Source organism: Brevundimonas sp. ALps5 (genome assembly GCF_058681645.1).
In genome coordinates, this window is the sequence record NZ_CM178744.1 from 3,733,625 (window position 1) to 3,757,799 (window position 24,175).

The 24,175-nt window shown below is 68.9% G+C and carries 22 protein-coding genes; 10 read left to right on the forward strand and 12 right to left on the reverse strand.

Features of this window, described 5'->3' with window-relative positions:
- Nucleotides 1-2: 2 nt before the first annotated feature.
- Both gltA and gltX read right to left on the reverse strand, forming a co-directional pair.
- Nucleotides 3-1,295, reverse strand: a complete 1,293-nt coding sequence (gltA, locus tag ACW172_RS17850) for a citrate synthase (RefSeq protein ID WP_492032767.1) — start codon at nucleotides 1,293-1,295, stop codon at nucleotides 3-5.
- Nucleotides 1,296-1,359: 64 nt separating this feature from the next.
- A complete protein-coding gene (gene gltX / locus ACW172_RS17855) occupies nucleotides 1,360-2,766 on the reverse strand; it encodes a glutamate--tRNA ligase (RefSeq protein WP_492032768.1) in 1,407 nt (468 codons plus the stop codon).
- 179 nt (nucleotides 2,767-2,945) lie between these two features.
- On the opposite strand from gltX, the gene ACW172_RS17860 reads away from it, so the two are divergent.
- Complete coding sequence (locus ACW172_RS17860) at nucleotides 2,946-5,051, forward strand: ComEC/Rec2 family competence protein (protein ID WP_492032769.1); 2,106 nt, start codon at nucleotides 2,946-2,948, stop codon at nucleotides 5,049-5,051.
- 182 nt (nucleotides 5,052-5,233) lie between these two features.
- On the opposite strand, the gene lexA is transcribed toward ACW172_RS17860, so the two are convergent.
- Entirely contained in the window at nucleotides 5,234-5,929 is a 696-nt protein-coding gene (gene lexA / locus ACW172_RS17865; protein WP_207931869.1) for a transcriptional repressor LexA, read from the reverse strand.
- A 104-nt stretch (nucleotides 5,930-6,033) separates the two neighbouring features.
- Between lexA and ACW172_RS17870 the strand changes: the two genes are divergently transcribed.
- Nucleotides 6,034-6,723 carry a hypothetical protein gene (locus ACW172_RS17870; RefSeq protein WP_492032770.1) on the forward strand — a complete coding sequence of 230 codons (690 nt, stop codon included), beginning with the start codon at nucleotides 6,034-6,036 and terminating at the stop codon, nucleotides 6,721-6,723.
- Here the strand turns inward: ACW172_RS17870 and trpC are convergent.
- The 3 genes from trpC to ACW172_RS17885 are packed head-to-tail and all read right to left on the reverse strand — an operon-like array spanning nucleotide 6,720 to nucleotide 9,152.
- The gene (gene trpC / locus ACW172_RS17875; RefSeq protein ID WP_492032771.1) at nucleotides 6,720-7,520 is read right to left on the reverse strand and encodes an indole-3-glycerol phosphate synthase TrpC; all 801 of its coding nucleotides are present in this window, start codon (nucleotides 7,518-7,520) and stop codon (nucleotides 6,720-6,722) included. The genes ACW172_RS17870 and trpC overlap by 4 nt on opposite strands.
- Nucleotides 7,517-8,557 (reverse strand): anthranilate phosphoribosyltransferase, encoded by a 1,041-nt coding sequence (gene trpD / locus ACW172_RS17880; RefSeq protein WP_492032772.1) that lies wholly within the window; start codon nucleotides 8,555-8,557, stop codon nucleotides 7,517-7,519. Before trpD ends, trpC begins: the two co-directional genes overlap by 4 nt.
- 4 nt (nucleotides 8,558-8,561) lie before the next feature.
- Nucleotides 8,562-9,152 carry an anthranilate synthase component II gene (locus tag ACW172_RS17885; RefSeq protein WP_492032773.1) on the reverse strand — a complete coding sequence of 197 codons (591 nt, stop codon included), beginning with the start codon at nucleotides 9,150-9,152 and terminating at the stop codon, nucleotides 8,562-8,564.
- Nucleotides 9,153-9,272: 120 nt separating this feature from the next.
- Here ACW172_RS17885 and ACW172_RS17890 point away from each other — a divergent pair, with 120 nt between their 5' ends.
- Entirely contained in the window at nucleotides 9,273-9,470 is a 198-nt protein-coding gene (locus ACW172_RS17890; protein WP_492032774.1) for a peptidoglycan-binding protein, read from the forward strand.
- Here ACW172_RS17890 and ACW172_RS17895 read toward each other — a convergent pair.
- Both ACW172_RS17895 and ACW172_RS17900 read right to left on the reverse strand, forming a co-directional pair.
- On the reverse strand, nucleotides 9,467-9,637 hold the full coding sequence (locus ACW172_RS17895; protein ID WP_492032775.1) for a hypothetical protein: 171 nt from the start codon (nucleotides 9,635-9,637) through the stop codon (nucleotides 9,467-9,469). The genes ACW172_RS17890 and ACW172_RS17895 overlap by 4 nt on opposite strands.
- Nucleotides 9,638-9,713: 76 nt before the next feature.
- On the reverse strand, nucleotides 9,714-11,657 hold the full coding sequence (locus ACW172_RS17900; protein WP_492032776.1) for a winged helix-turn-helix domain-containing protein: 1,944 nt from the start codon (nucleotides 11,655-11,657) through the stop codon (nucleotides 9,714-9,716).
- Between the two features lie 186 nt (nucleotides 11,658-11,843).
- Here ACW172_RS17900 and ACW172_RS17905 point away from each other — a divergent pair, with 186 nt between their 5' ends.
- Nucleotides 11,844-12,509 carry a hypothetical protein gene (locus tag ACW172_RS17905; RefSeq protein WP_492032777.1) on the forward strand — a complete coding sequence of 222 codons (666 nt, stop codon included), beginning with the start codon at nucleotides 11,844-11,846 and terminating at the stop codon, nucleotides 12,507-12,509.
- Between the two features lie 9 nt (nucleotides 12,510-12,518).
- Here the strand turns inward: ACW172_RS17905 and ACW172_RS17910 are convergent, their stop codons facing one another.
- A complete protein-coding gene (locus ACW172_RS17910) occupies nucleotides 12,519-13,211 on the reverse strand; it encodes a response regulator transcription factor (RefSeq protein ID WP_492032778.1) in 693 nt (230 codons plus the stop codon).
- Nucleotides 13,211-14,761: an ATP-binding protein gene (locus tag ACW172_RS17915; RefSeq protein WP_492032779.1), complete on the reverse strand. Its 1,551-nt coding sequence runs from the start codon at nucleotides 14,759-14,761 to the stop codon at nucleotides 13,211-13,213. The genes ACW172_RS17910 and ACW172_RS17915 overlap by 1 nt, the downstream gene beginning before the upstream one ends.
- Before the next feature lie 149 nt (nucleotides 14,762-14,910).
- On the opposite strand from ACW172_RS17915, the gene ACW172_RS17920 reads away from it, so the two are divergent.
- Entirely contained in the window at nucleotides 14,911-15,462 is a 552-nt protein-coding gene (locus ACW172_RS17920) for an OmpA family protein (RefSeq protein WP_492032780.1), read from the forward strand.
- A gap of 128 nt (nucleotides 15,463-15,590) precedes the next feature.
- On the opposite strand, the gene trpE is transcribed toward ACW172_RS17920, so the two are convergent.
- Both trpE and ACW172_RS17930 read right to left on the reverse strand, forming a co-directional pair.
- A complete protein-coding gene (gene trpE, locus ACW172_RS17925; protein ID WP_492032781.1) occupies nucleotides 15,591-17,126 on the reverse strand; it encodes an anthranilate synthase component I in 1,536 nt (511 codons plus the stop codon).
- Nucleotides 17,123-19,048 (reverse strand): peptidylprolyl isomerase, encoded by a 1,926-nt coding sequence (locus ACW172_RS17930; RefSeq protein ID WP_492032782.1) that lies wholly within the window; start codon nucleotides 19,046-19,048, stop codon nucleotides 17,123-17,125. Before ACW172_RS17930 ends, trpE begins: the two co-directional genes overlap by 4 nt.
- 183 nt (nucleotides 19,049-19,231) lie before the next feature.
- On the opposite strand from ACW172_RS17930, the gene tpiA reads away from it, so the two are divergent.
- The 5 genes from tpiA to ACW172_RS17955 all read left to right on the forward strand — a co-directional run bounded on the left by tpiA (nucleotide 19,232) and on the right by ACW172_RS17955 (nucleotide 24,061).
- The gene (tpiA, locus tag ACW172_RS17935; RefSeq protein WP_492032783.1) at nucleotides 19,232-19,981 is read left to right on the forward strand and encodes a triose-phosphate isomerase; all 750 of its coding nucleotides are present in this window, start codon (nucleotides 19,232-19,234) and stop codon (nucleotides 19,979-19,981) included.
- A 152-nt stretch (nucleotides 19,982-20,133) separates the two neighbouring features.
- Nucleotides 20,134-20,568, forward strand: coding sequence for a preprotein translocase subunit SecG (secG, locus tag ACW172_RS17940; protein ID WP_492032784.1), 435 nt, complete (start codon nucleotides 20,134-20,136; stop codon nucleotides 20,566-20,568).
- Nucleotides 20,569-20,725: 157 nt separating this feature from the next.
- Entirely contained in the window at nucleotides 20,726-22,375 is a 1,650-nt protein-coding gene (gene pyrG, locus ACW172_RS17945) for a CTP synthase (RefSeq protein WP_492032785.1), read from the forward strand.
- Between the two features lie 71 nt (nucleotides 22,376-22,446).
- Nucleotides 22,447-22,617 carry a hypothetical protein gene (locus tag ACW172_RS17950; RefSeq protein WP_492032786.1) on the forward strand — a complete coding sequence of 57 codons (171 nt, stop codon included), beginning with the start codon at nucleotides 22,447-22,449 and terminating at the stop codon, nucleotides 22,615-22,617.
- Between the two features lie 52 nt (nucleotides 22,618-22,669).
- Entirely contained in the window at nucleotides 22,670-24,061 is a 1,392-nt protein-coding gene (locus tag ACW172_RS17955) for a glycoside hydrolase family 47 protein (protein WP_492032787.1), read from the forward strand.
- Nucleotides 24,062-24,175 lie beyond the last annotated feature (114 nt).

The following is a 24,175-nucleotide window of genomic DNA, read 5'->3' on the forward strand; positions in this document are numbered from 1 at the left end:
GATCAGCCGCGGTTGGCGATCGGCACGTAGTCGCGCTCGGTCGGGCCGGTGTAGAGCTGACGCGGGCGGCCGATCTTCTGGGCCGGGTCGCCGATCATTTCCTGCCACTGCGAGATCCAGCCCACGGTGCGGGCCAGGGCGAACAGGACGGTGAACATCGAGGTCGGGAAGCCCATCGCCGACAGGGTGATGCCCGAGTAGAAGTCGACGTTCGGGAACAGCTTGCGCGACGTGAAGTATTCGTCGTTCAGGGCGACCTTCTCCAGCTCCTTGGCGACCTGGAACAGCGGGTCGTTCTCACGGCCCGTGGCGGCCAGCACCTCATAGGCGCTTTCCTGCATGACCTTCGCGCGCGGGTCGTAGTTCTTGTACACGCGGTGGCCGAAGCCCATCAGCTTGTACTTGCGGTCCTTCACGCCCTGGATGAACTCCGGAATCTTGTCCGGGGTGCCGATCTCCTGAAGCATGGTCAGGGCTTCTTCGTTGGCGCCGCCGTGCGACGGGCCCCACAGGCAGGCGATGCCGGCGGCGATACAGGCGAACGGATTGGCGCCCGACGAACCGGCCAGACGGACGGTCGAGGTCGAGGCGTTCTGCTCGTGATCGGCGTGCAGGGTGAAGATCCGGTCCATGGCGCGGGCCAGGGCGGGGTCGATCACATAGTCCTCGGCCGGGACGGCGAAGCACATGCGCAGGAAGTTCTCGGCGTACGACAGGTCGTTGCGCGGCGAGATGAAGGGCTGGCCGATATGGTACTTGTAGGCGCGGGCCGCGATGGTCGGCATCTTGGCGATCAGGCGGATGGCCGAGATGTTGCGCTGGATCGGATCATGGATGTCCAGGCTGTCGTGGTAGAAGGCCGACAGGGCGCCGACGGCGCCGACCATGATCGACATCGGGTGGGCGTCGCGACGGAAGCCCTCGAAGAAGCGGTCGAACTGGGCGTGAAGCATGGTGTGCTTCGTGACCGTGTTCTCGAACTCGGCGTACTGGGCGGCGGTCGGCAGCTCTCCGTAGAGGAGCAGGTGGCAGACCTCGAGGAAGTTGGACTGCGAGGCCAGCTGGCCGATCGGATAGCCGCGGTGCAGCAGCACGCCGGCGTCGCCGTCGATGTAGGTGATGGCGCTTTCGCAAGCGGCCGTCGAGGTGAAGCCGGGGTCGAAGGTGAAGGCGTCAGTGGCGCCGTACAGCTTGCGGATATCGATGACGTCGGGGCCGGTGGAACCGGTCAGAACGGGCAATTCGACGGTTTTGTCGCCGAGGGTGAGGGTCGCCGATTTGGCAGGTTCAGTCATTGTAGCCCCTTGTAAATCAGGGCCCGCGCCGGGGAGACGCCGGACCCCTTGTTGTTCGTGAACGTCACTTAGTCTGTTGCAGCGCATCATCCAAGCGCCCGAGCGATTCTTCGCGCCCCAAAGCGGCGAGAGTCTTCGCGATGTCGGGTGAAACGCCGTCTCCGGTAAGAGCGGCGCGGACGGCGGGGCCGATCTTTCCGAAGCCGACGGCCTCTTCCTCGGCGAAGACCTTGAGCTCGGTTTCGAGGGCGAAGACATCCCAGCTGGCGAACAGCTTGAGCCGGTCGCGCAGGCGGCCGATGCGTTCGCCTGATTCCCCCGCCAGCATCGGCAGGGCCTTCTCGAAGATCGTCAGGGGGCGGCGGCGCAGGACGAAGGCCGACTGGTCGGCCAGCTCATTGAGCGTCTTGGCCCGGTCCTTGAGGAACGGCATGGCGCGGGTCAGGCGCGCCTCGTCGTCCTCGGCCAGGACATGACCGCGCGCGAGGTGGAGGTCGAGGACCTGCTTGGCCAGACCGTCGTCGTCGGCCAGCCGCATCCAGTGGGCGTTGACGTGGGCCAGTTTGTCGAAGTCCAGACGAGCGGGGGCCTTGCCGATGCCGGCGAGGTCGAACCACTGTTGCGCCTGTTCGTCCGAGAACAGTTCATCGTCGCCGTGCGACCAGCCGAGGCGGGCCAGGTAGTTGCGCATGGCCTCGGGCAGATAGCCCATCTCGGCATATTCATGCACGGCCTGGGCGCCGTGGCGCTTGGACAGTTTGGCGCCGTCCGGCCCGTGGATCAGGGGAATGTGGGCGAAGACCGGGCGCGCCCAGCCGAGGGCGTCGTAGATCAACGATTGACGAGCGGCGTTGTTCAGATGGTCGTCGCCGCGGATGACGTGGGTCACGCCCATGTCGTGGTCGTCGACCACCACGGCGAGGTTGTAGGTCGGGGCGCCGTCACTGCGCAGCAGGACGAGGTCGTCGAGATCGGCGGCGTCCCAGCTGACGTCGCCCTGGACCGCGTCAGCGACCTCGACCCGGGCAGGCAGGGGACGGCGGAAACGGACGACGAAGGGCTGTTCGGCCTCCAGCCCTTCGGCGACACGGTCGCGCCAAGGCGATTCGAAGGTGCGCTTTTCAGCCTTGGCCTCGTCGCGCAGACGGCCGGTCTCCTCGGCGGAGGTGTAGTCGCGATAGGCGTGGCCGGTTTCCAGCAGGGTCTGGACAACCTCTCGGTGGCGGTCGGCGCGCGAGAACTGGAACACCGGCTCCTCGTCGGCGAACAGCTCCAGCCAGCTCAGGCCGTCGAAGATGGCCTTGACCGCCTCGTCCGTGGACCGCTCGCGATCGGTGTCCTCGACGCGGATCAGGAACTTGCCGCCGTGGCGGCGGGCGAAGAGATGGTTGAACAGCGCCGTCCGGGCCCCGCCGATATGCAGGAATCCGGTGGGCGAGGGGGCGAAGCGGGTGACGACGGGCAGGCTCATGGCGGGGGTTATAGCGCCGCGCGGCCCTGATCCTAGCCCCTCGTTGAACGACCGCGGCTGTCAGAGGAAGCCGGGACGAACGCCCGGCGTGTGCGCTGGACCGCTCCTTGATCTTGGAGTTGAATATCAGGACGCCTCACGTCATGGTTCGCTCGGCCTTCGGGCCGGGGGAAGGGCGGTTGAAGGCAGTTCCATGGGATGGGGTGAAGGATTGGCTGGCGGCCGAGGTCGGCGGCCAGGGGCTGCGCTGGCGGCTGTGGGCCCCGGTCGCGTTCGGCGGCGGCTGCGCCGTCTACTTCGGGCTGAAGACGGAGCCGCCGTTGTGGCCTCTGGTGGCCGTGGCGGGCGTGGCAGTGGCGCTTTGGCTGGGCGCGCGGGAGAGGGGGCTGCCGCGGGCGGCGACCCTGCCGCTGATGCTGCTCATGTGTCTGGCGCTGGGGCTGGCGGCGGCGAAGGTTCGCACTGAACGGGTCGCGGCGCCGATCGCGCCAGAACTGGACGCGCCGACCACGATCGAGGCCTGGGTGCTGGACGTCGACAGTCCGGGCGCGAACGGACACCGGGTGGTGGTCGCGCCGGTGTGGATCCGGGGGCTCGAGGCCGGGGCGACGCCGATCCGGCTGAGGGCCACGGTCAAGGGCGATCCGCCGCCGCCGGGAACACCCATCCGTCTGTTCGCCATCCTCAATCCGCCGCCGGCCCCGGCCAGTCCGGGCGCCTATGATTTCGGCCGCAACGCCTTCTTCGAGGGGATGGGCGGGACGGCCTTCGCCCTGTCGCCGACGCGGCCCGCCGTCCTGCCCGAGCCGCCGTGGGGGCTGCGACTGGACATGAGGATCAATGCGATCCGGTTCGGGCTCGCGCAGAAGATCGTCGACCGGCTGGGGCCGCGCACCGGCGGCGTCGCGGCGGCCATGGTGACCGGGCACGAGACCTGGATCGAGCGTGACGACCTCGACTCCATGCGGGACTCGGGCCTCGCCCACATCCTGTCGATCTCGGGTCTGCATATGGCGGTCGTGGGCGGGTTCGTCTTCTTCGCGGTGCGGCTGGCCGTGGCGGCGATCCCGTGGGTGGCGCTGAGGGTGTCGGGCAAGAAGGTGGCGGCGGTCGCGGGGCTGGTCGCGGTCGCGACCTACCTGATCATCTCGGGGGCGCCGCCACCGGCCGAGCGGGCCGCCATCACCTATTCCATCGCCTTTCTGGCCATCCTGCTGGACCGGCAGGCGATCACCATGCACGCCCTGGCCGTCGCCGCCCTGGTCGTGCTGGCGCTCCAGCCCGAGGCCATCGTGACGCCGGGCTTCCAGATGTCGTTCGCGGCGACGGCGGCGCTGGTCGCCCTGGTCGAAAGCTGGCCGGCGCGGGTCAGGGAGATTTCGGCGCCCCTGCCCATACTGATCGTACAGAGGATCGGCGGATGGATCGTGGCGGCGGTGACGGCCAGTCTGGTCGCGGGGCTGGCGACCGGACCGTTCGCCATGCAGCATTTCAACCGGACGGCGGTCTATGGGCTGGGGGCCAATCTGCTGACGTCGCCGGTGGCGGACTTCGTGATGATGCCAGCGCTGGCGCTGGGCGCGCTGCTGGAGCCCGTGGGGCTGGGCGCGCCCTTCCTGTGGGTCGCGGGCAAGGGCATCGACCTGATGCTGGCCATCGGACACTGGACAGCGGACCTGCCGGGGGCGGTCAGGACAGTGCCGAGCGCGCCGGATTATGTGCTGCCGATCGCCTTTCTCGGCGTGCTGTTCATCTGTCTGTGGAAGGGGCGGTTGAGGTGGCTGGGGCTGCCGTTAGCGGCGGCGGTGATGCTGTGGCCGAGGGCCCCGACACCCGATTTGTGGATCGGTGACGGCGGGACCAATGCGGCGTTTCACTCAGGGACGCAGGCCGTGGCGGTAAGGCCGGGGGTGCGCGAGTTCGCGGCCGACCTGTGGTCGCGGCGAAGGGGGCTGACGCTGACAGACCGGCCGGAGGAGGGCTGGGTCTGCGGGCGGTTCGCCTGTGCGCCGGACGTGCGGGATGCGGCGCCGGTGGCGTTGTGGTGGGGGACGAAGCCCCCGTCGGAGCCGGTGCTGTCAGCCCTGTGCGGGGCGGCGCCGGTCGTCAGTGTGCGGGCGGCGGTGGCAAGCATTCCAGGGGGGTGCGCGCAGACGCTGGTGCTGGACGAGGTCGACTTCAGGCGTGGCGGGGCGGTGGAGCTATGGCGCTCGGGCGCGGGCTGGAAGGCGGTGTGGACGGCGGAGGTAAGGGGGGACCGGCCGTGGAGCCCGCGAGCTGAATGAGTTTTCTTTCGTCATCCTCCGGCGAGCATAGCGAGACCGGGGGACCCAGCGGCGCCACAGGCGATCTGTTCAACCGAGGTGGTTGAAGTCAGCACCCGCGACAGGGTCGCGCTCCCGCGCGCCGCTGGGTCCCCCGGTCTGCGCCGCCAAGCGGCGGCTTGCCGGAGGATGACGATATTGAGTTAGTGATACTGACGGATCAGGCCGACCAGCTTGCCCTGGACCTCGACCTGGTCGGGGCCGAAGATGCGGGTTTCGTAGTTGCGGTTGGCGGGTTCGAGGGCGATGGACTGGCCCTTCTTGCGCAGGCGCTTGAGGGTGGCTTCCTCGCCTTCGACGAGGGCCACGACGATCTCGCCCGAGGAGGCGGTGTCGACGCGTTTGATGACCACCAGATCGCCGTTGAGGATGCCGGCCTCGATCATCGAGTCGCCCTCGATCTCGAGCATATAGTGTTCGCCGGCGCCCAGCATGGCCTCGGGCACCTGATAGCGGCCGTTGTCGCCCTGGATGGCGGCGATGGGCACGCCGGCGGCGATCTTGCCGACCAGAACCAGTTCGCGAGTGTCGTTGGCGGCTTCGGAGACCGGCGCCGAGCGTCCGCCGCCCTCGATCACCGCCGGGGTGAAGGGGGCGCGGCCGCGAATCGGACCCGTCGTCGCCTGTTCCGGCAGCTTGGTCACCTCAAGGGCGCGGGCGCGGTGGGCGAGGCGGCGGATGAAGCCGCGCTCCTCCAGGGCCGTGATCAGCCGGTGGATGCCCGACTTGGACGCCAGATCCAGCGCCTCCTTCATCTCGTCGAACGAGGGGGAGACGCCGGTCTCCTTGATGCGTTCGTGGATGAACATCAGGAGTTCGTGCTGCTTGCGCGTGAGCATGGGAGGAGCCTTCAGAACAAGACGTGAACCGTTGTCGATGTTCTGTAAGTGTTCTTCACTAATGTCAACTTAACGGTGAAGGGGTTCTGGCCTAGGCTGTCCGGATGATCCGAGCGAGCCTGAACCTGATCGGCGACGAGGACGCGGAGGCTGCTGTCGAGGCGGTGTTCGACCTTCGTTTGACGCCCGACGAACTGCAAGCCGTGCCGACCGTGGGCGCCCTCCACGACGTGCTTGTCCGGCGGTTGCCCGCGCGAGAGGGCGCCTGCGAGACCAGCATGATCTTCTACCGCCTGCGCCGGGGACTGACCGCAATGGGTATGGACGAACGGATCGCCCCCGCGACGCCCTTGCCGCCGGTTTTCCGGACGCGTTCAAAACGGGCGCTGCGGACGCTGGGCAGGATCACGAGCCTTACCCTGCCGCAGCACGAGGGCGGTATGCTGGCCCTTGCAGCCTTTCTGATCGGAGCCGGAGCGCTTCTGTGCGTTTTCGTCGGGCTCTTCGCCAGCCTTCCGGCAGTGGCCGTTACGGGCGTCGCCGCCGTGATCGCGGCCGGAGTTCTGGGCAGCCTCGACCGTGGACGACTGCCCAAGGGCCTCGACACCGTCGGCGACCTTGCACGGCGCACCGCTCCCCTGAACTTCGGACGGCTGGCCGGGCAGGGCGCGCGGGTGAGCGATGCGCTGAGCTGGAGCGTTCTGTGCGAGGTGCTAGGCGACATCGCCGAGGTCCCGGCCGATGAGATCGGTCGCGAGACCCTGATCTATCCGCCCGAGAAGGCCGTGGCCTAGTCCAGCAGGGCCCTTGTCGCAGCCTCGACGTCCGGCTGGCGCATCAGACTTTCGCCGACGAGGATGGCGCGGGCGCCGGCCATGCAGACGTCGGCGACGTCGTCGGGGGTGAAGACGCCGCTCTCGGCGACCAGAAGGGCGTTCTTCGGGGCCAGATGCGACAGGCGGGCGGTCGTGCCGAGGTCGACCTCGAAGGTGCGCAGGGACCTGTTGTTGACCCCGATCAGGTCGCCGCCGAGCGTGACGGCGCGGGCCATCTCCAGCTCGTCATGGGTCTCGATCAGGGAGTCCATGCCAAATCGGCGGGCCTCGGCCAGCAGTTCGGCGGCGAGGACGTCGTCGATCATGGCCAGGATGATCAGGATGCAGTCGGCGCCGAGCGCGCGGCTCTCGGCCACCTGCCAGGGATCGACGAGGAAGTCCTTGCGCAGGCAGGGCAGGGTGACGGCGGCCCGGGCCTGGACCAGATAGTCGTCGGCGCCCTGGAAGCTCGGACCGTCGGTCAGGACCGACAGACAGGCCGCGCCGCCGGCCTCATAGGCTTGCGCCAGCGCCGGCGGATCGAAGTCCTCGCGGATCAGGCCCTTAGAGGGGCTAGCCTTCTTGATCTCGGCGATCAGGGCGGGACGGCCGGGGGCGGCGTGCTTCTCGAGGCTGTGGCGGAAGCCGCGCGGCATGCCGGCGATCATGGCCGAGGATTCGATCTCGGACTGCGACTGGGCGGCCTTGCGGACGGCGACGTCCTCGCGCTTGTAGGCGGCGATCCTGGCCAGAACGTCTTCGCGGGGCGCGGTCATACGAGGTCTTCGATCGGCAGGGGCGTGGAGGTGATCCGCGCGAGGGCGGCGAGAGCTTCGGCGGCGTTGCCGTCATCGATGGCGGCGGCGGCGAGGGCGACGCCGGACTTGAGGTCATCGGCCTTGTCCGCGACCACGAGGGCGGCGGCGGCGTTCAGCAGGACCACGTCGCGGTAGGGGCCGGTCTGACCGGCCAGTAGGGCGCTCAGGGCCTCGGCATTGGTCTCGGCGTCGCCGCCACGCAGGGCTTCGATGTCGGCGCGGGGCAGGCCGGCGTCCTCGGGCGTGACGGTGAAGCGGCGGACGGCGCCGTCCTTCCACTCCGCGACCTCGCTGACGCCCGTGGTGGTCAGTTCGTCGAGGCCCTGACCGTGGACGGTCCAGGCGCGCGTGGCCCCCAGACGGCCGAGGACCTCGGCCAGAGGCTCGAGCAGGCGCGGATCATAGACGCCCATGACCTGACGCTTGGCCCCGGCCGGATTGGACAGGGGGCCGAGCAGGTTGAAGACGGTGCGGAAGCCGATCTCGGCGCGGACCGGGCCGACGTGGCGCATGGCGCCGTGGTAGGCGGGGGCGAAGAGGAAGGCGATGCCGGCCTCGTCCAGCGCGGCCTTCTGCTGCTCCAGCCCGGCGGTCAGGTCGACGCCGAGGACGCCGAGGACGTCGGAGGAGCCGGATTTCGAGCTCATGGCCCGGTTGCCGTGTTTGGCGACCTTCAGACCCGCGCCGGCCAGCACCAGGGCTGCGGCCGTCGAGATGTTGAAGGTGTGGGCGCCGTCGCCGCCGGTGCCGCAGGTGTCGATGACGTCGTAGTCATGGTCCAGCGTCAGGGCGGCCTTGCGCATCTCGCCTGCGAAGGCGGCGATCTCGTCCACCGTCTCGCCGCGCATGCGCAGGGCCGTGACGGCGGCGGCGACCTGGGCCGGGGTGGGCTCGCCGCGCAGACAGGCGGCGAAGAAGTCGCCGGCCTCGGCCGAGGTCAGGGGCTGGCCGTCGACCAGCTTGGCCAATAGCGGCTTGAATCCGGCCTCCGCCATGGCCTCAGACCATGGCCAGACGCTTGACGCCCGCCAGATCGAGGAAGTTGGCCAACATCTCATGGCCGTGTTCGGTGGCGATCGACTCGGGGTGGAACTGGACTCCGTGGATCGGCCGCTCGTGGTGCTGGAAGCCCATGATCTCGCCATCCTCGGTCCAGGCGGTGACCTGAAGCGTATTGGGCAGGGTTTCGCGCTGCACGGCCAGCGAGTGATAGCGGGTGGCGGTGAAGGGCGAGGGGAGCCCCGAGAACATGCCCTTGCCCTCATGGATGATCGGCGAGGTCTTGCCGTGCATCAGGGCCTTGGCGCGCACGACGTGGCCGCCCATCGCCTGACCGATGGCCTGATGTCCCAGGCAGACCCCGAGGATCGGCATGTCCAGCGGCGCGGTGTCGATCAGCGGCAGGCAGATGCCGGCCTGATCGGGGGCGCAGGGGCCCGGCGACAGCAGGACGGCTTCGGGTTTCAGCGCCCAGGCCTCGGCGGTCGTCAGGTCGTCATTGCGGACGACGTGCGTCTCCGCGCCCAGTTCCGCGAGGTAGTGGACGAGGTTGTAGGTAAAGCTGTCGTAGTTATCGACGACGAGGATCATGCGGCGGTTCTAGGACCTGAAATCCTCCGCGCCAAGCCGAAGCTTGCTCTGGACCGGGATAGACACCGGACGTTAACCATCGTGGCGTTCAGATCGGGTCCCTGTCGGAGAGTCCCCCGCGTGATCGATACCGCCGCCGAGATCGAACAGGCCCGCGCCCTGCTGGTCGAGATGCCAGAGCGTCCGGGCAGTTCGCTGGGCGCGCTCGGGGCCGCGTTTCTTGCCGCCAGCGCCGCGGTGTTGCTGGCGGGCGTCATGGTGCTGGGACCGGGCTTCGCGATGAAGGACCCGGTCTACCAGGACCAGTTCGAGAACTAGCCGAACCAGCCGGCCGTAAAGCCGAAGAAGACCAGAAGGATCAGGGCGAAGAGGACGGCGACGGCCGCGATCGACACCCCGAGCACCGAGGTCATGCCCTTCACGTTCTCACCCTGACGGGCCTCTTCGGTCGTCTCTTCCACATGGTTGTCCTGGATCGTCGACATAGCGATCTCCGTTCGTTGATTAACAACAACGGCAGCGAGGCTGTTTCGATCCGTACCGGACCACAGGCGCGCGGTGTCAGTCCCGCAGCGATCTTGCCCGGGCGCGTCGATTCATCAGGTCCGTCAGGCCCGGGGATGATTTCCACAGTGCGGCCCAGGCCGGGTCGCCGCTGACCGCGGGCGGGAATTCGGTGGGACCGTAGGGCAGGGCCCACGGAAGATAGAGCGAGCCCCGGTCGACCGCCTCGCGCAGGGCCTCCAGCGCCCGGTCCGTGGCCCCGGCCTCGGCGTATTCGAGCGCCAGGACGAACCAGGCGTCGCCCTGGGTCCGGCCAAATTTGCGGGCGTCGGACGGGGCGGCGACATAGACGGCGCGATCAGCATCGAGCAGGCGCAGGAAGGTCTGCGGACGGCCGTCGAGCGCGTCGGCCGCAGCTCCGATACGGCCGATCTGGGCCGTGATCGGCGGCGGCGGTGCGCCATGCCACAGGACGTCGCGGGTGAAGGCGGCGAGGGCGCGCAGGGCCGGGGCGTTCCGCTCGCCCAGCCGCATCAGATAGATTTCGCGCAGCAGGAAGACATTGGCCGGATCGCGAATCTGCAGCCCGCGATAGACGTCCGCCGCCTCGGCGCGTTTGCCTGCGCAATGCAGCAGGCGAGGAATGGCGAGCTGACGCCAGGTGTCCCCGGGGGCGAGGCCCGCCGCGACGCGGGCGTGTTTGAGCCCCTGATCGCACCGTCCCATCAGGCCGAGGTGGTAGGCGTACCAGGTGTTGGCGTCGGGCGAGTTGGGATCGATGGCGACCGCGCGTTCGAGCAGCCGTTCGGCGTCGCCCCAACGCAGGCTCTGACGATAGTCCTCTCCGGCCGCGACGAGGACCTCGGGATCGTCGGGATCGGCGGCGACGGCCCGCGACAGATAGCCGGCGGCGCGCGTCAATCGGGCCTGAAACGCGTCCTGGCTCTCATTGGGCCACGGATACTGGGGGCCGTTGTCGACCTGGTAGCGGACCATCAGGGCGCCGGCGGACGTCGGATCGATGGCCAGGGCCCGGGCGGCGTCGGCGTCGGCGCTCTGCGCCAGCCGGATCGAGAGGGGCCAGTCTCGCCGGTGCCGGGCCTCATTGGAGGCGGCGAAGGCTCTGCGGGCCCTGACGACCAGCCGCTCGACCTCGGGGTCAACCGGCTCGCGCGCCGCGGCCTGGCCCACAAGGCGATCGCCGAGGCGAACGGCGAGGAAGCGGGCGGCGGCCGAGACGGCCCGCTCCTGTGCGGTCGGGTCGTCGGTGGCGCGGCCGTCGAACCGGGCGCTCCAGATACGCACGCCGGAATGCCCATCGGAAAGGGTCAGGTCTATGACGGGCTTCGGGCCGCCATGGCCGACGAGGCCTTCAAGGACGAGGTCGGTCGGCTTCCGGCCGGCGATCAGTCTCAGCCCCTGCATGTGCGACAGGGTCTCGCGCATCTGGTGGTCGAAGGCGGAGGCGACGGCGGCGTCGGCCGGATCGGGCGCGCTCAGGGCCAGGGTCAGGCTCGGTCCTTCGCGTGCCGGGGCCGGGCCGAAGCGGGCGAACAGAAGCGCGCCGGCGGCCGACAGAAGGGCGACAAGCGCCAAAAGCCCGAAAATCCAGCCTATCCGGCGGCGCGCGGCCGAGGGGGCGATATCGGAGGCCGGCGCACCCGGCGCCGGAGACCCGCCCTCGACGATGACCGGGTCCAGCCGGTAGCCGACCTTTCGGATGGTGCTCAGACGAAAAGCGCCGGTAGTCTCGGACAGCCGCCGCAAGCGAGACAGGACGCGGTTGATCGCATCTTCACTGACGGCCCGCCCGTCCCAGGCCTGATCGACGATGGCGTCCCGCGACAGCACGCGGCCGGGCTGACGCGCGAGCGCCAGCAGCACCCGCATGACCTGCGGCTCGACGGTTTCGACCCCGGCCGGATGAAGCAGTTCGCACGTCGACGGGCGCAGGCTCATGGAGGCCAGCGTCAGATCATCCTGGTCAGCGAGCGACGTCATCAAACCCCGGTAGCATTGCCTGATGTCAGGAAGAAATCGGCTTCCCGTCAGGCTGACGTCCTTTCGCCAATCCGTGCCCCCCGCGACCCTTCCGCCATCGATGGAACGGGAGCGGGCATCATGACGACAGCAACGATATCGGGACCCTGGCGCACGGCGCGAGGCAGCCGGAGGTTCTTCCTGATCATGGCGCTGGTGATTGCGGCGACCGTGGTCTTCGGCTTCACCCTGAACGCCTCGCGCTATCATTTCGACGTCTCCAGCCTGCCGCCTCTGGTGCATGTCCACGCCGGGGTGTTCGTGGCCTGGATCGTTTTCTTCGTGCTGCAGAGCGGGCTGGTGGTGTCCGGGTCGGTGTCCCTGCATCGCAAGCTTGGCTGGTTCGGGGCGGCCTTGGCCGTGCTGATGGTCGTCACCGGGATCGCGGTCACCGTGGGCTGCGTGAAGCGTGGAGCCGTGCCGCCGTTCTTCCCGCCCAACATCTTCCTTATGGTCGACGTTCTGGGGGTGCTGAGCTTCTTCGGCCTGACGGCGGCGGCCGTCGCCCTGAGGCGTTCGCCGGAATGGCACCGGCGGTTGATGCTGTGCGGGACGATCATGGTCATGTCGCCGGCCTGGGGCCGGATCTTGCCCATGCCGCTGCTCGGCCCGTGGGGCGGCTGGGCCGTGTTCGCCGCGATGATGGTCTATGTGTTTGCGGGCGCGATCTACGACCTCGTCACGACGCGACGGGTTCATCCGGCCTACTTCTGGGGCGGCGGCGCCATCCTGCTGACCCAGATCCTGATCGGGCCGGTCGCCTTCAGCCCGCCGGTCATGGCCTGGACGGCCAGTTTGCTGGCGGGGCAGTGACGTCCGGAACTACTTCCCCGCGTCCGGCTCGATCATGCGGTAGCCGAGGCCCTGTTCGGTGCGGATGAGGCGGGGGCGGGCGGAATCGGCCTCGAGCTTCTGGCGCAGCTGGGCGACGAGGACGCGGACGACCTGGGCCTCGACGACTTCGGCGCCGCCCCAGACGGCCAGGGCGATCTGGCGGTGGGTGACGACCCGGCCGGCGTGCAGCGCGAGGGTGCGCAGCAGGTCATATTCGCGCGGGGTCAGGTGCATGACCTCGTCCTCGATCCTGACGATGCGGCTGGAGAAGTCGATCGAGAGCGGCCCTGCGACGAAGCGGGAGCGTGACGAGAATTTGCGCTCGCGGCCCCTCAGGACGGCGCGGATACGGGCCAGCAGCTCGCCCATGGCGAAGGGCTTGTTGACGTAGTCGTCGGCGCCGAGGTCCAGGGCCGCGATCTTCTCGGCCTCCAGATGGCGGGCGCTGAGGACGAGAATGGGGACTTCGGACCATTCGCGAATGCGGGCGATGACGTCCTTGCCGTCCATATCGGGCAGGCCGAGGTCCAGAAGGACGGCGTCGAAGCCTTCCATGGCCATGGCGGCCAGCGCATCCGCGCCGCGCTCGGCGGCGGTGACGGCATAGCCCTCGGCCTGGAGGGCGGGCGTCAGGGACTGGACGATGGGGGCTTCGTCCTCGACCAGCAGGAGGCGCTGCATCAGACGGTCTCCCGCCTGGAATCGGGGGCGGGATCAAGGGCGATGCGGACGCGCAGACCGGTCTTGCCCGCGTCATGCGGGACGACGCCGATGCGGCCGCCCATGGCCTCGACGAAGCCGCGCGCGACCGACAGGCCGATGCCGGTGCCGCGGCCTTCCCGACGACTGCCGGAGCCCCGATAGAATTTATCGAAGACCTTTGGGGCATCGAGGGGGGAGACGCCGGGGCCATCGTCCATGACCTCGATCTCGACCCGGTCATCGCGGCGGCGGGTGGAGACGGCGATGCGGACAGTCTGTCCTCCGTGCTGGAGGGCGTTTTCGAGGAGGTTGTAGAGAACCTGTTCGAGCAGGACCGGGTCGGCGCGGACGGCGAGCGACGGATCCAGCGCCGTCTCGACCCCGGCGGCGCGGGCGGCGGGCAGGCGGCGGACGGCGGCCTCCACGATCTCGGACAGGCCGAGATCGACCAGCCGGGTCTCCAGCTGGCCGGCCTCAATGCGCGACAGGTTGAGCAGGCCCTCGACATAGCCGTTCAGCCGCCCGGCCTCCTGGACGATGCCGTCGGCGAGGGCCACGCGAGTCTGAGGATCGAAGCGGTCGTCATAGTCGCGCAGGCTGCTGGCCGAGGCGAGGACGGTGGCCAGCGGCGTGCGCAGGTCGTGCGACAGGGAGCCGAGGATGGCCTCGCGCAAGGGCTCGGCGCGGCGGTCGGCCTCGAGATCCGCCTCGATCCCGGCGCGGCGGCTGCGGGCGAGGGCGGCGGCGGCGAGGTCGATCAGAAGTTCGCACAGCCGGTCCTGGGCCTGAACGTCCCTGGCCCGGGTCTCGCCGATGCGCCACAGGGCGAGGCCCAGAGGTTCGTCGGCGGAGATGCGGCGCGAGCGCCAGGCGCCGTGGGCGTGCAGACCCGCGTCCATCTGCGCCCGGGCGACCAGCCCCTCCATGACCCCGCGGGGTCCGTAGGCGAAAGCCTTGTCGGACAGGGCGCCGCCGTCCGGCAGGATAACGGAGACGCCGTTCGTCGCCGCGTTGAGGCGCTCCGAGAGGGCCTGGGTCAGCTCAGCCTCGGACGGCGCCGCCGCGAAGGTCTGACCGGCCTCCAGCAAGGTGGCGAGTAGATCGGCGCGCTGGCGGTTGTGGCGCTCGCTCTCACGCACCCGACCGGCGAGGCTGCCGGTGACCAGGGCGACCAGCAGGAAGACGAAAAGGGTCAGGGCGTCGTCGGGGCCCGCGAACTGAAGGGTGAACAGCGGCTCCACGAGGGTGAAGTTGTAGGCGGCGAAGGCGAGGATGGCCGCGAAGACCCCGCCCCAGGTTCCCAGCAGCAAGGCCGAGACGAGCACCGCCGCGAGGAAGAAGATCGACAGCCGGGTCATGTCGAAGGCGAGGTAGAGCAGTTCCGCCGCCGCCGTGCCGATCAGGACGATCACGACCGCCCCGACCAGCTGGACCGCCAGGGTCATGGAGGCGTCAAACCGCTCGAACAGCCAGACGACAGGCCGCCACAGGGTCGATGAAGCGGTCGCGGAGACGGACGGCGAAGTCATGCGGCCACACCTCGCGCTCCCCGCCTCAAGACGCAAGAACAGGATCCGTATGCGGGAGGCGGCCCGGCGGACGAGCGGGGCCGTATATGGATCCTATTCTTGCGGGGCTTCGGAGCGCGTGGTCCAGCTCCGGGAACAAGGAGTTCCCCATGACCGCATCTTCCCGTCCGCTTCGTCTGGCCCTGATGGGTCTGGGCGCCGTCGCCGTTCTCGCCGCGGGCGCCTGCGCCAGGCGCCCGGTCGCCGCCGGGACGACCGCCGACACGGGTACGGTTCCCGCCTACAACCCCGTCGCCCCGACCCAGCCGACCGGCCCGATGAGCGCCGTGCGCCCGGGCTCGGAGCAGGACTTCTCGGTCAATGTCGGCGACCGCGTCTATTTCGATCTGGACAGCCATACGCTGCGCGCCGACGCCCTGCCGCGTCTGGCCGATCAGGCCCGCTGGCTGCAGCAGTATCCGCGCGTCCAGGTCCGGATCGAGGGCAATGCCGACGAACGCGGCACCCGTGAGTACAACCTGGCCCTCGGCGCGCGCCGGGCCCAGTCGATCCGCGCCTGGCTGGTCTCGCAGGGCGTGGCGGCGAACCGCATCGACGTCATCAGCTACGGCAAGGAAAGGCTGATCGCGCAAGGCGCCAGCGAGGCCGCTCATGCCCAGAACCGCAACGGCCATACGGCCATCGTCTCGGGCGCCGAATAGGCGTCAAGCCGTCACAGAAATCCGCCGCGAAGCTTCCTGGTCGTCGGCGGACCGACCCCCCTCTCTCCAACGGGGGTCACAGACCCGGTCGGAGCTGACCTCTCCGGCCGGGTCGCTTTATCTGAGGATCAGGCCTCGCCCGCGTCGTTGAGCGGCGCGCCCAGTTCGAAGCGCCAGGCATCGGAGGCGGCGTTGATCGGGGCGCGGGCCTTGGCCTGGGTCTCGGCGTATTCCGCGGCGGGATCGGAGTCGGAGACCACCCCCGCGCCGGCCTGAACGAAGACCTGGCCTTGCGTGAACATGGCGGTGCGCAGAACGATGCAGATGTCCGCCTCGCCGCCCGCCGAGATATAGCCCACGCCGCCGCCGTAGCCGACGCCGCGCTTGGTGGACTCCAGCTCGTCGATGATCTCCATGGCCCGCACCTTGGGCGCGCCCGAGAGGGTGCCGGCGGGCAGGGCGGCCAGCAGGGTGTCGACGGCGTCCAGCTTCGGATCGGCCTTGCCGATGACGTTGGAGACGATGTGCATGACCTGGCTGTAGCGCTCGACCACGAAGCTTTCGGTCACCTCGACGGTGCCCGGCGCCGACACGCGGCCCACGTCGTTGCGGCCGAGATCCAGCAGCATCAGGTGTTCGGCGCGTTCCTTGGGATCAGCCAGAAGCTCGGCCTCCAGCGCCTTGTCGGCGGCGGGCGTCGCGCCGCGTGGACGGGTGCCGGCGAGCGGCCGGATGGTGACCCCGCCGTCCTTGAGCCGGACCAGAATCTCCGGGCTGGACCCGGCCAGCTGGAAGTCGCCGAAGTTCAGATAGAAGAGATAGGGCGAGGGATTCTGGCGGCGCAGGGAGCGGTAGAAGGCGAAGGGCTCGCCGGTCCAGGGCGCGCTGAACCGGTGGCTGAGCACCACCTGGAAGATGTCGCCGGCGGTGATGTAATCCTTCGCCGCCGCGACCATACCGTTGAAAGCCTGGCCGTCGACCGGGGAGACGAAGGCGGGGGCCTCGGCCGGGGTCGGGGCGCTGCGCCCGACCAGCGGACGACGCAGACGGGCCTCGAAGTCGTCGAGACGGGCGTTGGCGGCGATCCAGGCCTGTTCCGCGCCGAGCCCGGCGTCCGGATAGATGGTCGCCACCATGACGATCTCGCGCCGCACCGAATCGAACATGGCGACCAGCGAGGGGCGGGTCAGGACGGCGTCGGGCAGATCCAGCGGATCGGGATTGGGTTCGCCGAGCGGCTCCAGCAGCCGGACCATGTCATAGCCGAAGACACCGAACAGGCCGGCGGCCATGGGCGGCAGCTCACCATAGGGCGTCGCGCTGAGGTCGAACCTGGTCGCCGCGATCAGGGCGCGCAGGGACTGGAGCGCGGGCAGGGGCTCAGGCATGAAGCGGTCGGCGGCGATGTCGGCGCCGCGTGCGATCTCGGCCGAACCGCCCCGGCAGCGCCAGACCACGTCGGGATCGACCGTGATGATCGAATAGCGGCCGTTCAGGGCGCCGCCCTCGACCGATTCCAGCAGGAAGGCGTGGGTGCGGCCGAGGCCCACCTTCAGATAGGCGGAAACCGGGGTCTCCAGATCGTCGATCAGACGGCGAACCACGACCTGGGGCCGGCCGGCGGCCAGCCCCGTCGCGAAGTCTTCGAAGCCCGCCTCACTCACTGGGCGGGAGCCGCCGGAGTGGTGGTCGAGCCGGCGGCGGGCGCCGAGACGCCCAGGGCCTGAAGCGCCAGGGCCGGATCGTTCTTGGCCTTGGTGCGGCGGGCGGCGGCGTCGAAGGTCTGTTCCACGGCGGCCTGGGCGAAGTTCTGACCCATGCGGAGGCGCAGCTGCTCGGCGACCGGGGCGGCCAGGGCCGCGACGGCCGGGTGGATGTTGTCGACGCGGCCGACCACGAAGCCGGCCTGGGCCGGGCCGGAGAAGACCTGACCCTTGCCCTGACCGAACAGGCCCTGGAGGACGCCTTCGCCGAGTTCGGTCTGGGCCTGCTCGTTCTGCTGAACGGACCCGCGGGTCACCAGGGTGGCGCCGGCCGAAGAGGCGACGGCGGCGATGTCCTGACCGGAGCGGACGCGGCCGGCCAGTTCGTCGGCCTTGGCCGAGAGGCGGCGGGCGTTCTCACGCTGGGTCCAGGCCTGGGTCAGGGGGGCGCGAACCTCTTCCAGGGTCGGCAGTGCGGCCGGCTTGATGTCGTCCAGGCGCAGGACGAAATACTGGCCCTGGCCGGCGTCGATGACGTCGGACTCGCCGTTCTTCGACAGGGTCCAGGCCGTCGTGATCAGTTGCGGCGGCACCGGCAAGGCCTGGCCGTTCGGCGCCTTGCCGTCCTGGGTGAAGGGGGGGATCTGGATGATACGGGCGCCGATGGCGGCGACGGCCTGATCCAGGGTCTTGCCCTCCGAACGGGCCTTTTCGTACTGCTCGACCTTGGAGAAGACCTGGGCCTTGGCGTCCTCGGCGCGCAGTTCCTCGATCAGGGCGGCGCGGCTGCTTTCCAGGGTGGCGGGGTGGCCGGGGGCGATGCCGGTCACCTTGGCGACGGTGAAGCCGACGCGGCCCTGGATGGCGTCAGAAACCTGACCGGGCGACATGCCGAACACGGCGGCGGCGACGGCGGGCTCGCTGACGGCGCTGCGCGGGGTGTTGTTGAAATCGGCCGGACGGATGTCGCCGTTGGCCTTGCCGGCGTCGGCCGGGGTCTGGCCCGCGCGCAGGGCGGCGGCGATCTTGTCGGCGGCGGCCTTGGTCGGGGCGGTCAGGGTCACGAAGGTCCGGGTTTCCGGGACCGACAGCGAATCCTTCTTGAAGTTGAAGCGCTCGACGATGCGGCTTTCCGGGATCGCGGCCGTCGCGGCGTTGGGCGCGGCGGTGAACAGGACCACGGAGGCGATGCGGAACTCCGGACGGCGCAGCTGGGCGGCGTTGTCGGTGATGAAGGTCTGCAGTTGGGCGTCGGTCGGGGCCGGGGTCGGGCCGATCATCGACGGGGTGACCATGAACCAGCGGCCGTCACGGGTTTCCATGGCGCGGCCGGCCAGCAGGGCGCCGAAGACGCGCGGCATGCGCACGCCGGTGAAGACGGCGGCGCCGTAGTGCTGGGTGACGTACTGGTCGCGCAGCTCGGCCTCGATCATGGCGGGGGTGTAGTTCTTCTCGGCCAGGACCGACTGGTATTGCTGCTCGTCGAACTGGCCGGTGACCGAGTTGAAGAAGGCGGGAATGGCGCGGATCTGCTTGATCACCAGGGCGCTGCCGGGGCGGATGCCGGTCTTCCAGGCCCAGTCGAGGAAGCCCAGTTCGCGGGTCCGCTGATCGAGGTAGCGGACGTGCATGTTCTCCTTGACCATCTCCTCGGTCGAGACCGGGCGGCCGGCGCGCTCCTGGATGCTTTCGCGGGCGCGGTCGAAGTCAACGCGGAACTGCGGCCCGTCGACCGACCGGGCGCCGGCGCTGATGACGTGCTTGGGCATGATGCCGGAGAAGACGTCCAGCTTGGCGCCCCCGACCAGCAAGGCGATGCCGACGATGACCAGGAGGCCGGCGGCCCATTTGGACTTCGCGAAGTTGCGGAACACGGAGATCATCGAGCGAACCTGAAGGGCGACCAGGAATGAAAATGGGCGGCGCCGCTCTGGCCTATAGGGCAGGGGGCGACGGCACGGCAAGCGACCCTTCACAGGCGAGGGCGCGCGAGACGTTCAGCGGCCTTGTGACGCGATTGCGGCGACAGCTTGGCTTTGCGGGGAATCCTGCTTTAGGAAGACCGCATGAAACAATCCGTGAAGTTGATCGCCGGCAACTGGAAAATGAACGGCCTTGCCGCCAGTCTGGCCGAGGCCGGGGCGCTGAAACAGGCGCTGGACGCCGAACCCGCCGCCTGTCGCGTGGCCGTCTGCCCGCCCGCGACCCTGATCGACCGGCTGGCCGGCGCCGTCGCCGGCGGCGCGGTCGAAGTCGGAGGTCAGGACTGCCATGTCGAGGTCTGCGGCGCCTTCACCGGCTGCATCTCGGCCGAAATGCTGAAGGATGCCGGGGCCGGACTGGTGATTCTGGGTCATTCGGAGCGCCGCGCGGGCTTCGGCGAGACCGACGCCGACGTCGCCGCCAAGACCGAGGCCGCTCTGGCCGCGGGGCTGGAGCCCATCATCTGCGTCGGCGAGACCCTGGAACAGCGTCAGGCCGGGGAGGCCGTCGCCGTGGTCTCGGCCCAGGTCGTCGGCTCCCTGCCGGAGAGCCTGACGGGCAAGGCCTTCGCCGTCGCCTATGAGCCCGTCTGGGCCATCGGCACGGGCCTGACCCCGACGCTGGAACAGATCGAGGAAGTCCACGCCGCTGTCCGCGCCGCCATGGTCGCACGGCTGGGGGAGGGCGGCCGCACCGCGCCGATCCTGTACGGCGGCTCGGTCAAGCCGTCGAACGCCGCCGAGATCCTGAACGTCCCCGAGGTCGGCGGCGCCCTGGTCGGTGGCGCGTCGCTGAAGGCCGCGGACTTCCTGGGCATCATCCGGGCGGTTTGAAGGGATTGGGGATCAGGATTAGGGAAAAGGGATCAGCGGCCCTGGTTCTTGCTCACTCTGCTTGCTAGTCCCTGGTCCCTATTCCCTAGTCCCTCCATCGATGTTAGACGCCGCCGCTTGATCGGCGCGCCGCGCCACACATGTAAGCGACCATGCTCCAGACCATTCTCCTCGTCGTCATGATCCTGATCTCGGTCGCTCTGGCCGGGGTCGTGCTGCTGCAACGCTCCGAGGGCGGCGCCCTGGGCATGGGCGGCGGGCCTTCGGGCTTCATGACCGCACGCGGCGCGGGCAATCTTCTGACCACCATCACCTGGTGGCTGGCCTCTGCCTTCTTCCTGTGCGCCATCGGCCTCACGGTCCTGGGCAACATCGACCGCGGCAACCGCTCGATCGTCGACGCCAAGGCCGTGGGCTCCATCGCCGTCGACCAGGCTCCGGCCCAGACGGCGCCCGCCCAGCAGGCTCCGGCGACCCCGGCCGCCCCGGCGGCTCCGTCGCTGAACGATCTGGAGGCCAGCCTCCCGACTGTCGGCGCGGCCCCGGCTCCGGCCCCCGCCCAAAGCGCCCCGGCGCCGAAGCAATAAGGTGAGGACGGCGGGACCTTCCCCCCGCCGCTCCCGCCCCCAGTCCCCCCAGCGAGCGCGACCGGAGCCGATCCGGACCGCGCTCGTATTGTTTTCAACAGCCGTTTCGTTCGCGATCCGGTCGAGTGGCCGCGAATCAGCGGTAAGGTGACCCCCCATGGCCCGTTACGTGTTCATCACCGGCGGCGTGGTTTCCTCTCTCGGAAAAGGCCTCGCTTCCGCCGCTCTCGGCGCGCTCCTGCAAGCGCGCGGCTACAAGGTGCGTCTGCGCAAGCTCGACCCCTATCTGAACGTCGATCCGGGGACGATGAGCCCCTATCAGCACGGCGAGGTCTTCGTGACCGACGACGGCGCCGAGACCGACCTGGACCTGGGCCACTATGAGCGGTTCACGGGGGTGTCGGCGGCCAGGTCCGACAACATCACGACCGGCCGCATCTATTCGACCATCCTGGAGAAGGAGCGTCGCGGCGACTATCTGGGCGCGACCGTCCAGGTGATCCCCCACGTCACCGACCAGATCAAATCCTTCTGCCTGACGCCCGCCTTCACCGACATCGGCGAGGACGTGGACTTCGTGCTGGTCGAGATCGGCGGCACGGTCGGCGACATCGAGGGCCTGCCGTTCTTCGAGGCCATCCGCCAGCTGGGTCAGGACCTGCCGCGCGGCCAGAGCTGCTTCGTGCACCTGACCCTGCTGCCCTTCATCAAGACCGCCGGCGAGATGAAGACCAAGCCGACCCAGCACTCGGTCAAGGAGCTGCGCTCGATCGGGATCCAGCCCGACATCCTGCTGTGCCGCTGCGAACAGCCGATCCCGCCCGAGGAGAAGCGCAAGATCGGTCTGTTCTGCAACGTGCGCGAAAGCGGCGTCATCCAGGCGATGGACTCGGCCGACATCTATGCGGTGCCGCTGGACTATCACCGCGAGGGTCTGGACGCCGAGGTGCTGGCGCACTTCGGGATCACAGACGCGCCGAAGCCCGACCTGACCATGTGGGAAGAGATCGCCCGCCGCCGGCTTCAGCCCGACGGCGAGGTCACCGTCGCCGTGGTCGGCAAGTACACGGTGCTGAAGGACGCCTACAAATCCCTGATCGAGGCCCTGCATCACGGCGGTGTGGCCAACAACGTCAAGGTCAACATCGACTGGGTCGAGGCCGACACCTTCGAGGGCGACCGCGACGCCTGCGAGGAGCGTCTGCAGGGCGCCCATGCGGTGCTGGTGCCCGGCGGCTTCGGCGAGCGCGGCTCCGAGGGCAAGATCGAGGCGGCCCGCTTCGCCCGCGAGCGCAACATTCCCTATTTCGGCATCTGCTTCGGCATGCAGATGGCGGTGATCGAGGCGGCCCGGAACCAGGCCGGCTATCCCAAGGCCTCCTCGACCGAGTTCGGCCCGACCGAGGAGCCTGTCGTCGGCCTGATGACCGAATGGACCCAGGGCAACCAGCGGGTCCTGCGCCAGCAGGGCGGCGACCTGGGCGGGACCATGCGCCTCGGCGCCTATGATTCGACCCTCACCGCCGGCTCGAAGATCGCCGAGATCTATGGCTCGACGGCCATCAGCGAGCGGCACCGCCACCGCTATGAGGTCAACATCAACTACCGCGAGGCCATCGAGGCCAAGGGTCTGGTCTTCGCCGGCCTGTCGCCCGACGGCATCCTGCCCGAAACCGTCGAACGGACCGACCACCCGTGGTTCATCGGCGTCCAGTATCACCCGGAACTGAAGAGCCGGCCGTTCAAGCCGCACCCGCTGTTCGCCAGCTTCATCGGCGCCGCCGTGGTGCAGAGCCGGCTGGTCTGAGCCCGGCGTCGCCCCCGCTCGCAAAACGCGAAAACTTGAACACGGTTTTTGAACGGTTTCATGTTACACATGTGACGCGTTCGATCGGTCAGGCGAGCGTTGAGGCGCCGGGGAGGGCGCGGGCGATGGTCGGTGAGTTCATCACCTTTCTGCACCGGCACGTCCGGATCGTGACCCCTGCCGTGGTGCTGGGGTTCGCGGCGGCGACCTTCGCCGTCTTCCATCTGCTGACCGCGCGCTAGACCGCATTCGATCCCGCTGGAAACCACCACGGCTTTGGCCGAAGGTGGGCGCATGATTCAGCGCACCCTTTCCCGCCGCTCGACCCTGGCCCTGATGGCCGCCGCCGCCGCGACGCCGGCTTTCGCAAGACAGGGAATGCCGTCAGAGGACTGGGCGAGCCTCGGCGCCGATGTGAAGGCCGAGTTCAAATGGGCCTGGGACCACTATGTCGAAAAGGCCTGGGGCAAGGACGAGATCAACCCGGTCTCGGGCACGTCGCAATCCTTCTTCATCGAGGGCCATGACCTGGGCCTGTCGCTGGTCGAGGCCCTGGACACCCTGTGGATCATGGAGCTGGACGAGGAGTTCCGGGCCGGGGTCGACTGGGTCAAGGCCAACCTGGATTTCGACATCGACGGCGAGGCCCAGGTGTTCGAGACCAATATCCGCCTCGTCGGCGGCCTGCTGTCGGCCCATCTGGCCTGCGGCGATCCGGTGCTCCTGGCCAAGGCGAAGGATCTGGCCGACCGGCTGATGAAGGCCTTCGACGCCTCGCCGCACGGCCTGCCGTACCGCTATGTGAACCTGAAGACCGGGGCGGTGCGGGATCCGGAGACCAACCTCGCCGAGATCGGCACCTACGCCACCGAGTTCGGCCTGCTGGGTCAGCTGACCGGCGACGACCGCTACTACGCCGCCGCCAAACGGGCCATGAAGCACGCGCTGGACATGCGCTCGTCGCTCGGGCTGATGGCCGCCAACATCCATGCCGAGACGGGCCAGTTCACCAGCCGCAACGCCTCGATCGACGTCTATGCGGACAGTTTCTACGAATACCTCTGGGACAGCTGGGAGATGTTCGGCGACGCGGAAATGAAGACGGCCGCGCAGGACTGCATGGCCGCCATGGTCGCCCATCAGGGGCATCGCTACGACGGCAAGCTGTGGTTCCCCATGGTCGACTACGAGACCGGGGCGGTGACCAACACCTCCCAGACGGTGCTGGGCGCCTATCTGGCCGGGCTGCTGGGGCAGGTGGGTCAGAAGGCCGCCGGCGACGACTTCCTGGCCACCTATACGGCCATGCAGGAGACGTACGTCATCATCCCCGAGAGCACCGACGTCACGACGGGCACGGCCCGCACGAAGCGCACCGGCCTGCGTCCCGAGTTCGCCGACGCCTGCCTGAACCTGTGGCTGGGGGATCGCGACGACCGGTATCGGGGCCTCGCCGCCATCCACTATCGCAACATGAAGGCCACCTCGAAGGCGGCGTTCGGCTACACCGCGCTGAAGGACATCACCACCCGGCCGATGGAGCAGGGCGACAACTGCCCCGGCTACTGGTGGTCCGAGCAGATGAAGTACTATTACCTGCTGTTCGCCGACGCGAAGCGGGTGGACTATGGCCGGCTGCAGCTGAGCACGGAAGCGAATGTGCTCAGGGGGTTCAAGACGGCGTAGGGGCGTTCACCTCTCCATTCGCGGAGGCGAATGGAGAGGACAGATCGACGCGCAGCGACGATCAGGAGAGGGCGACTCGACGTCAGCCGCATTGCACGTCATAGTTGCATTTAT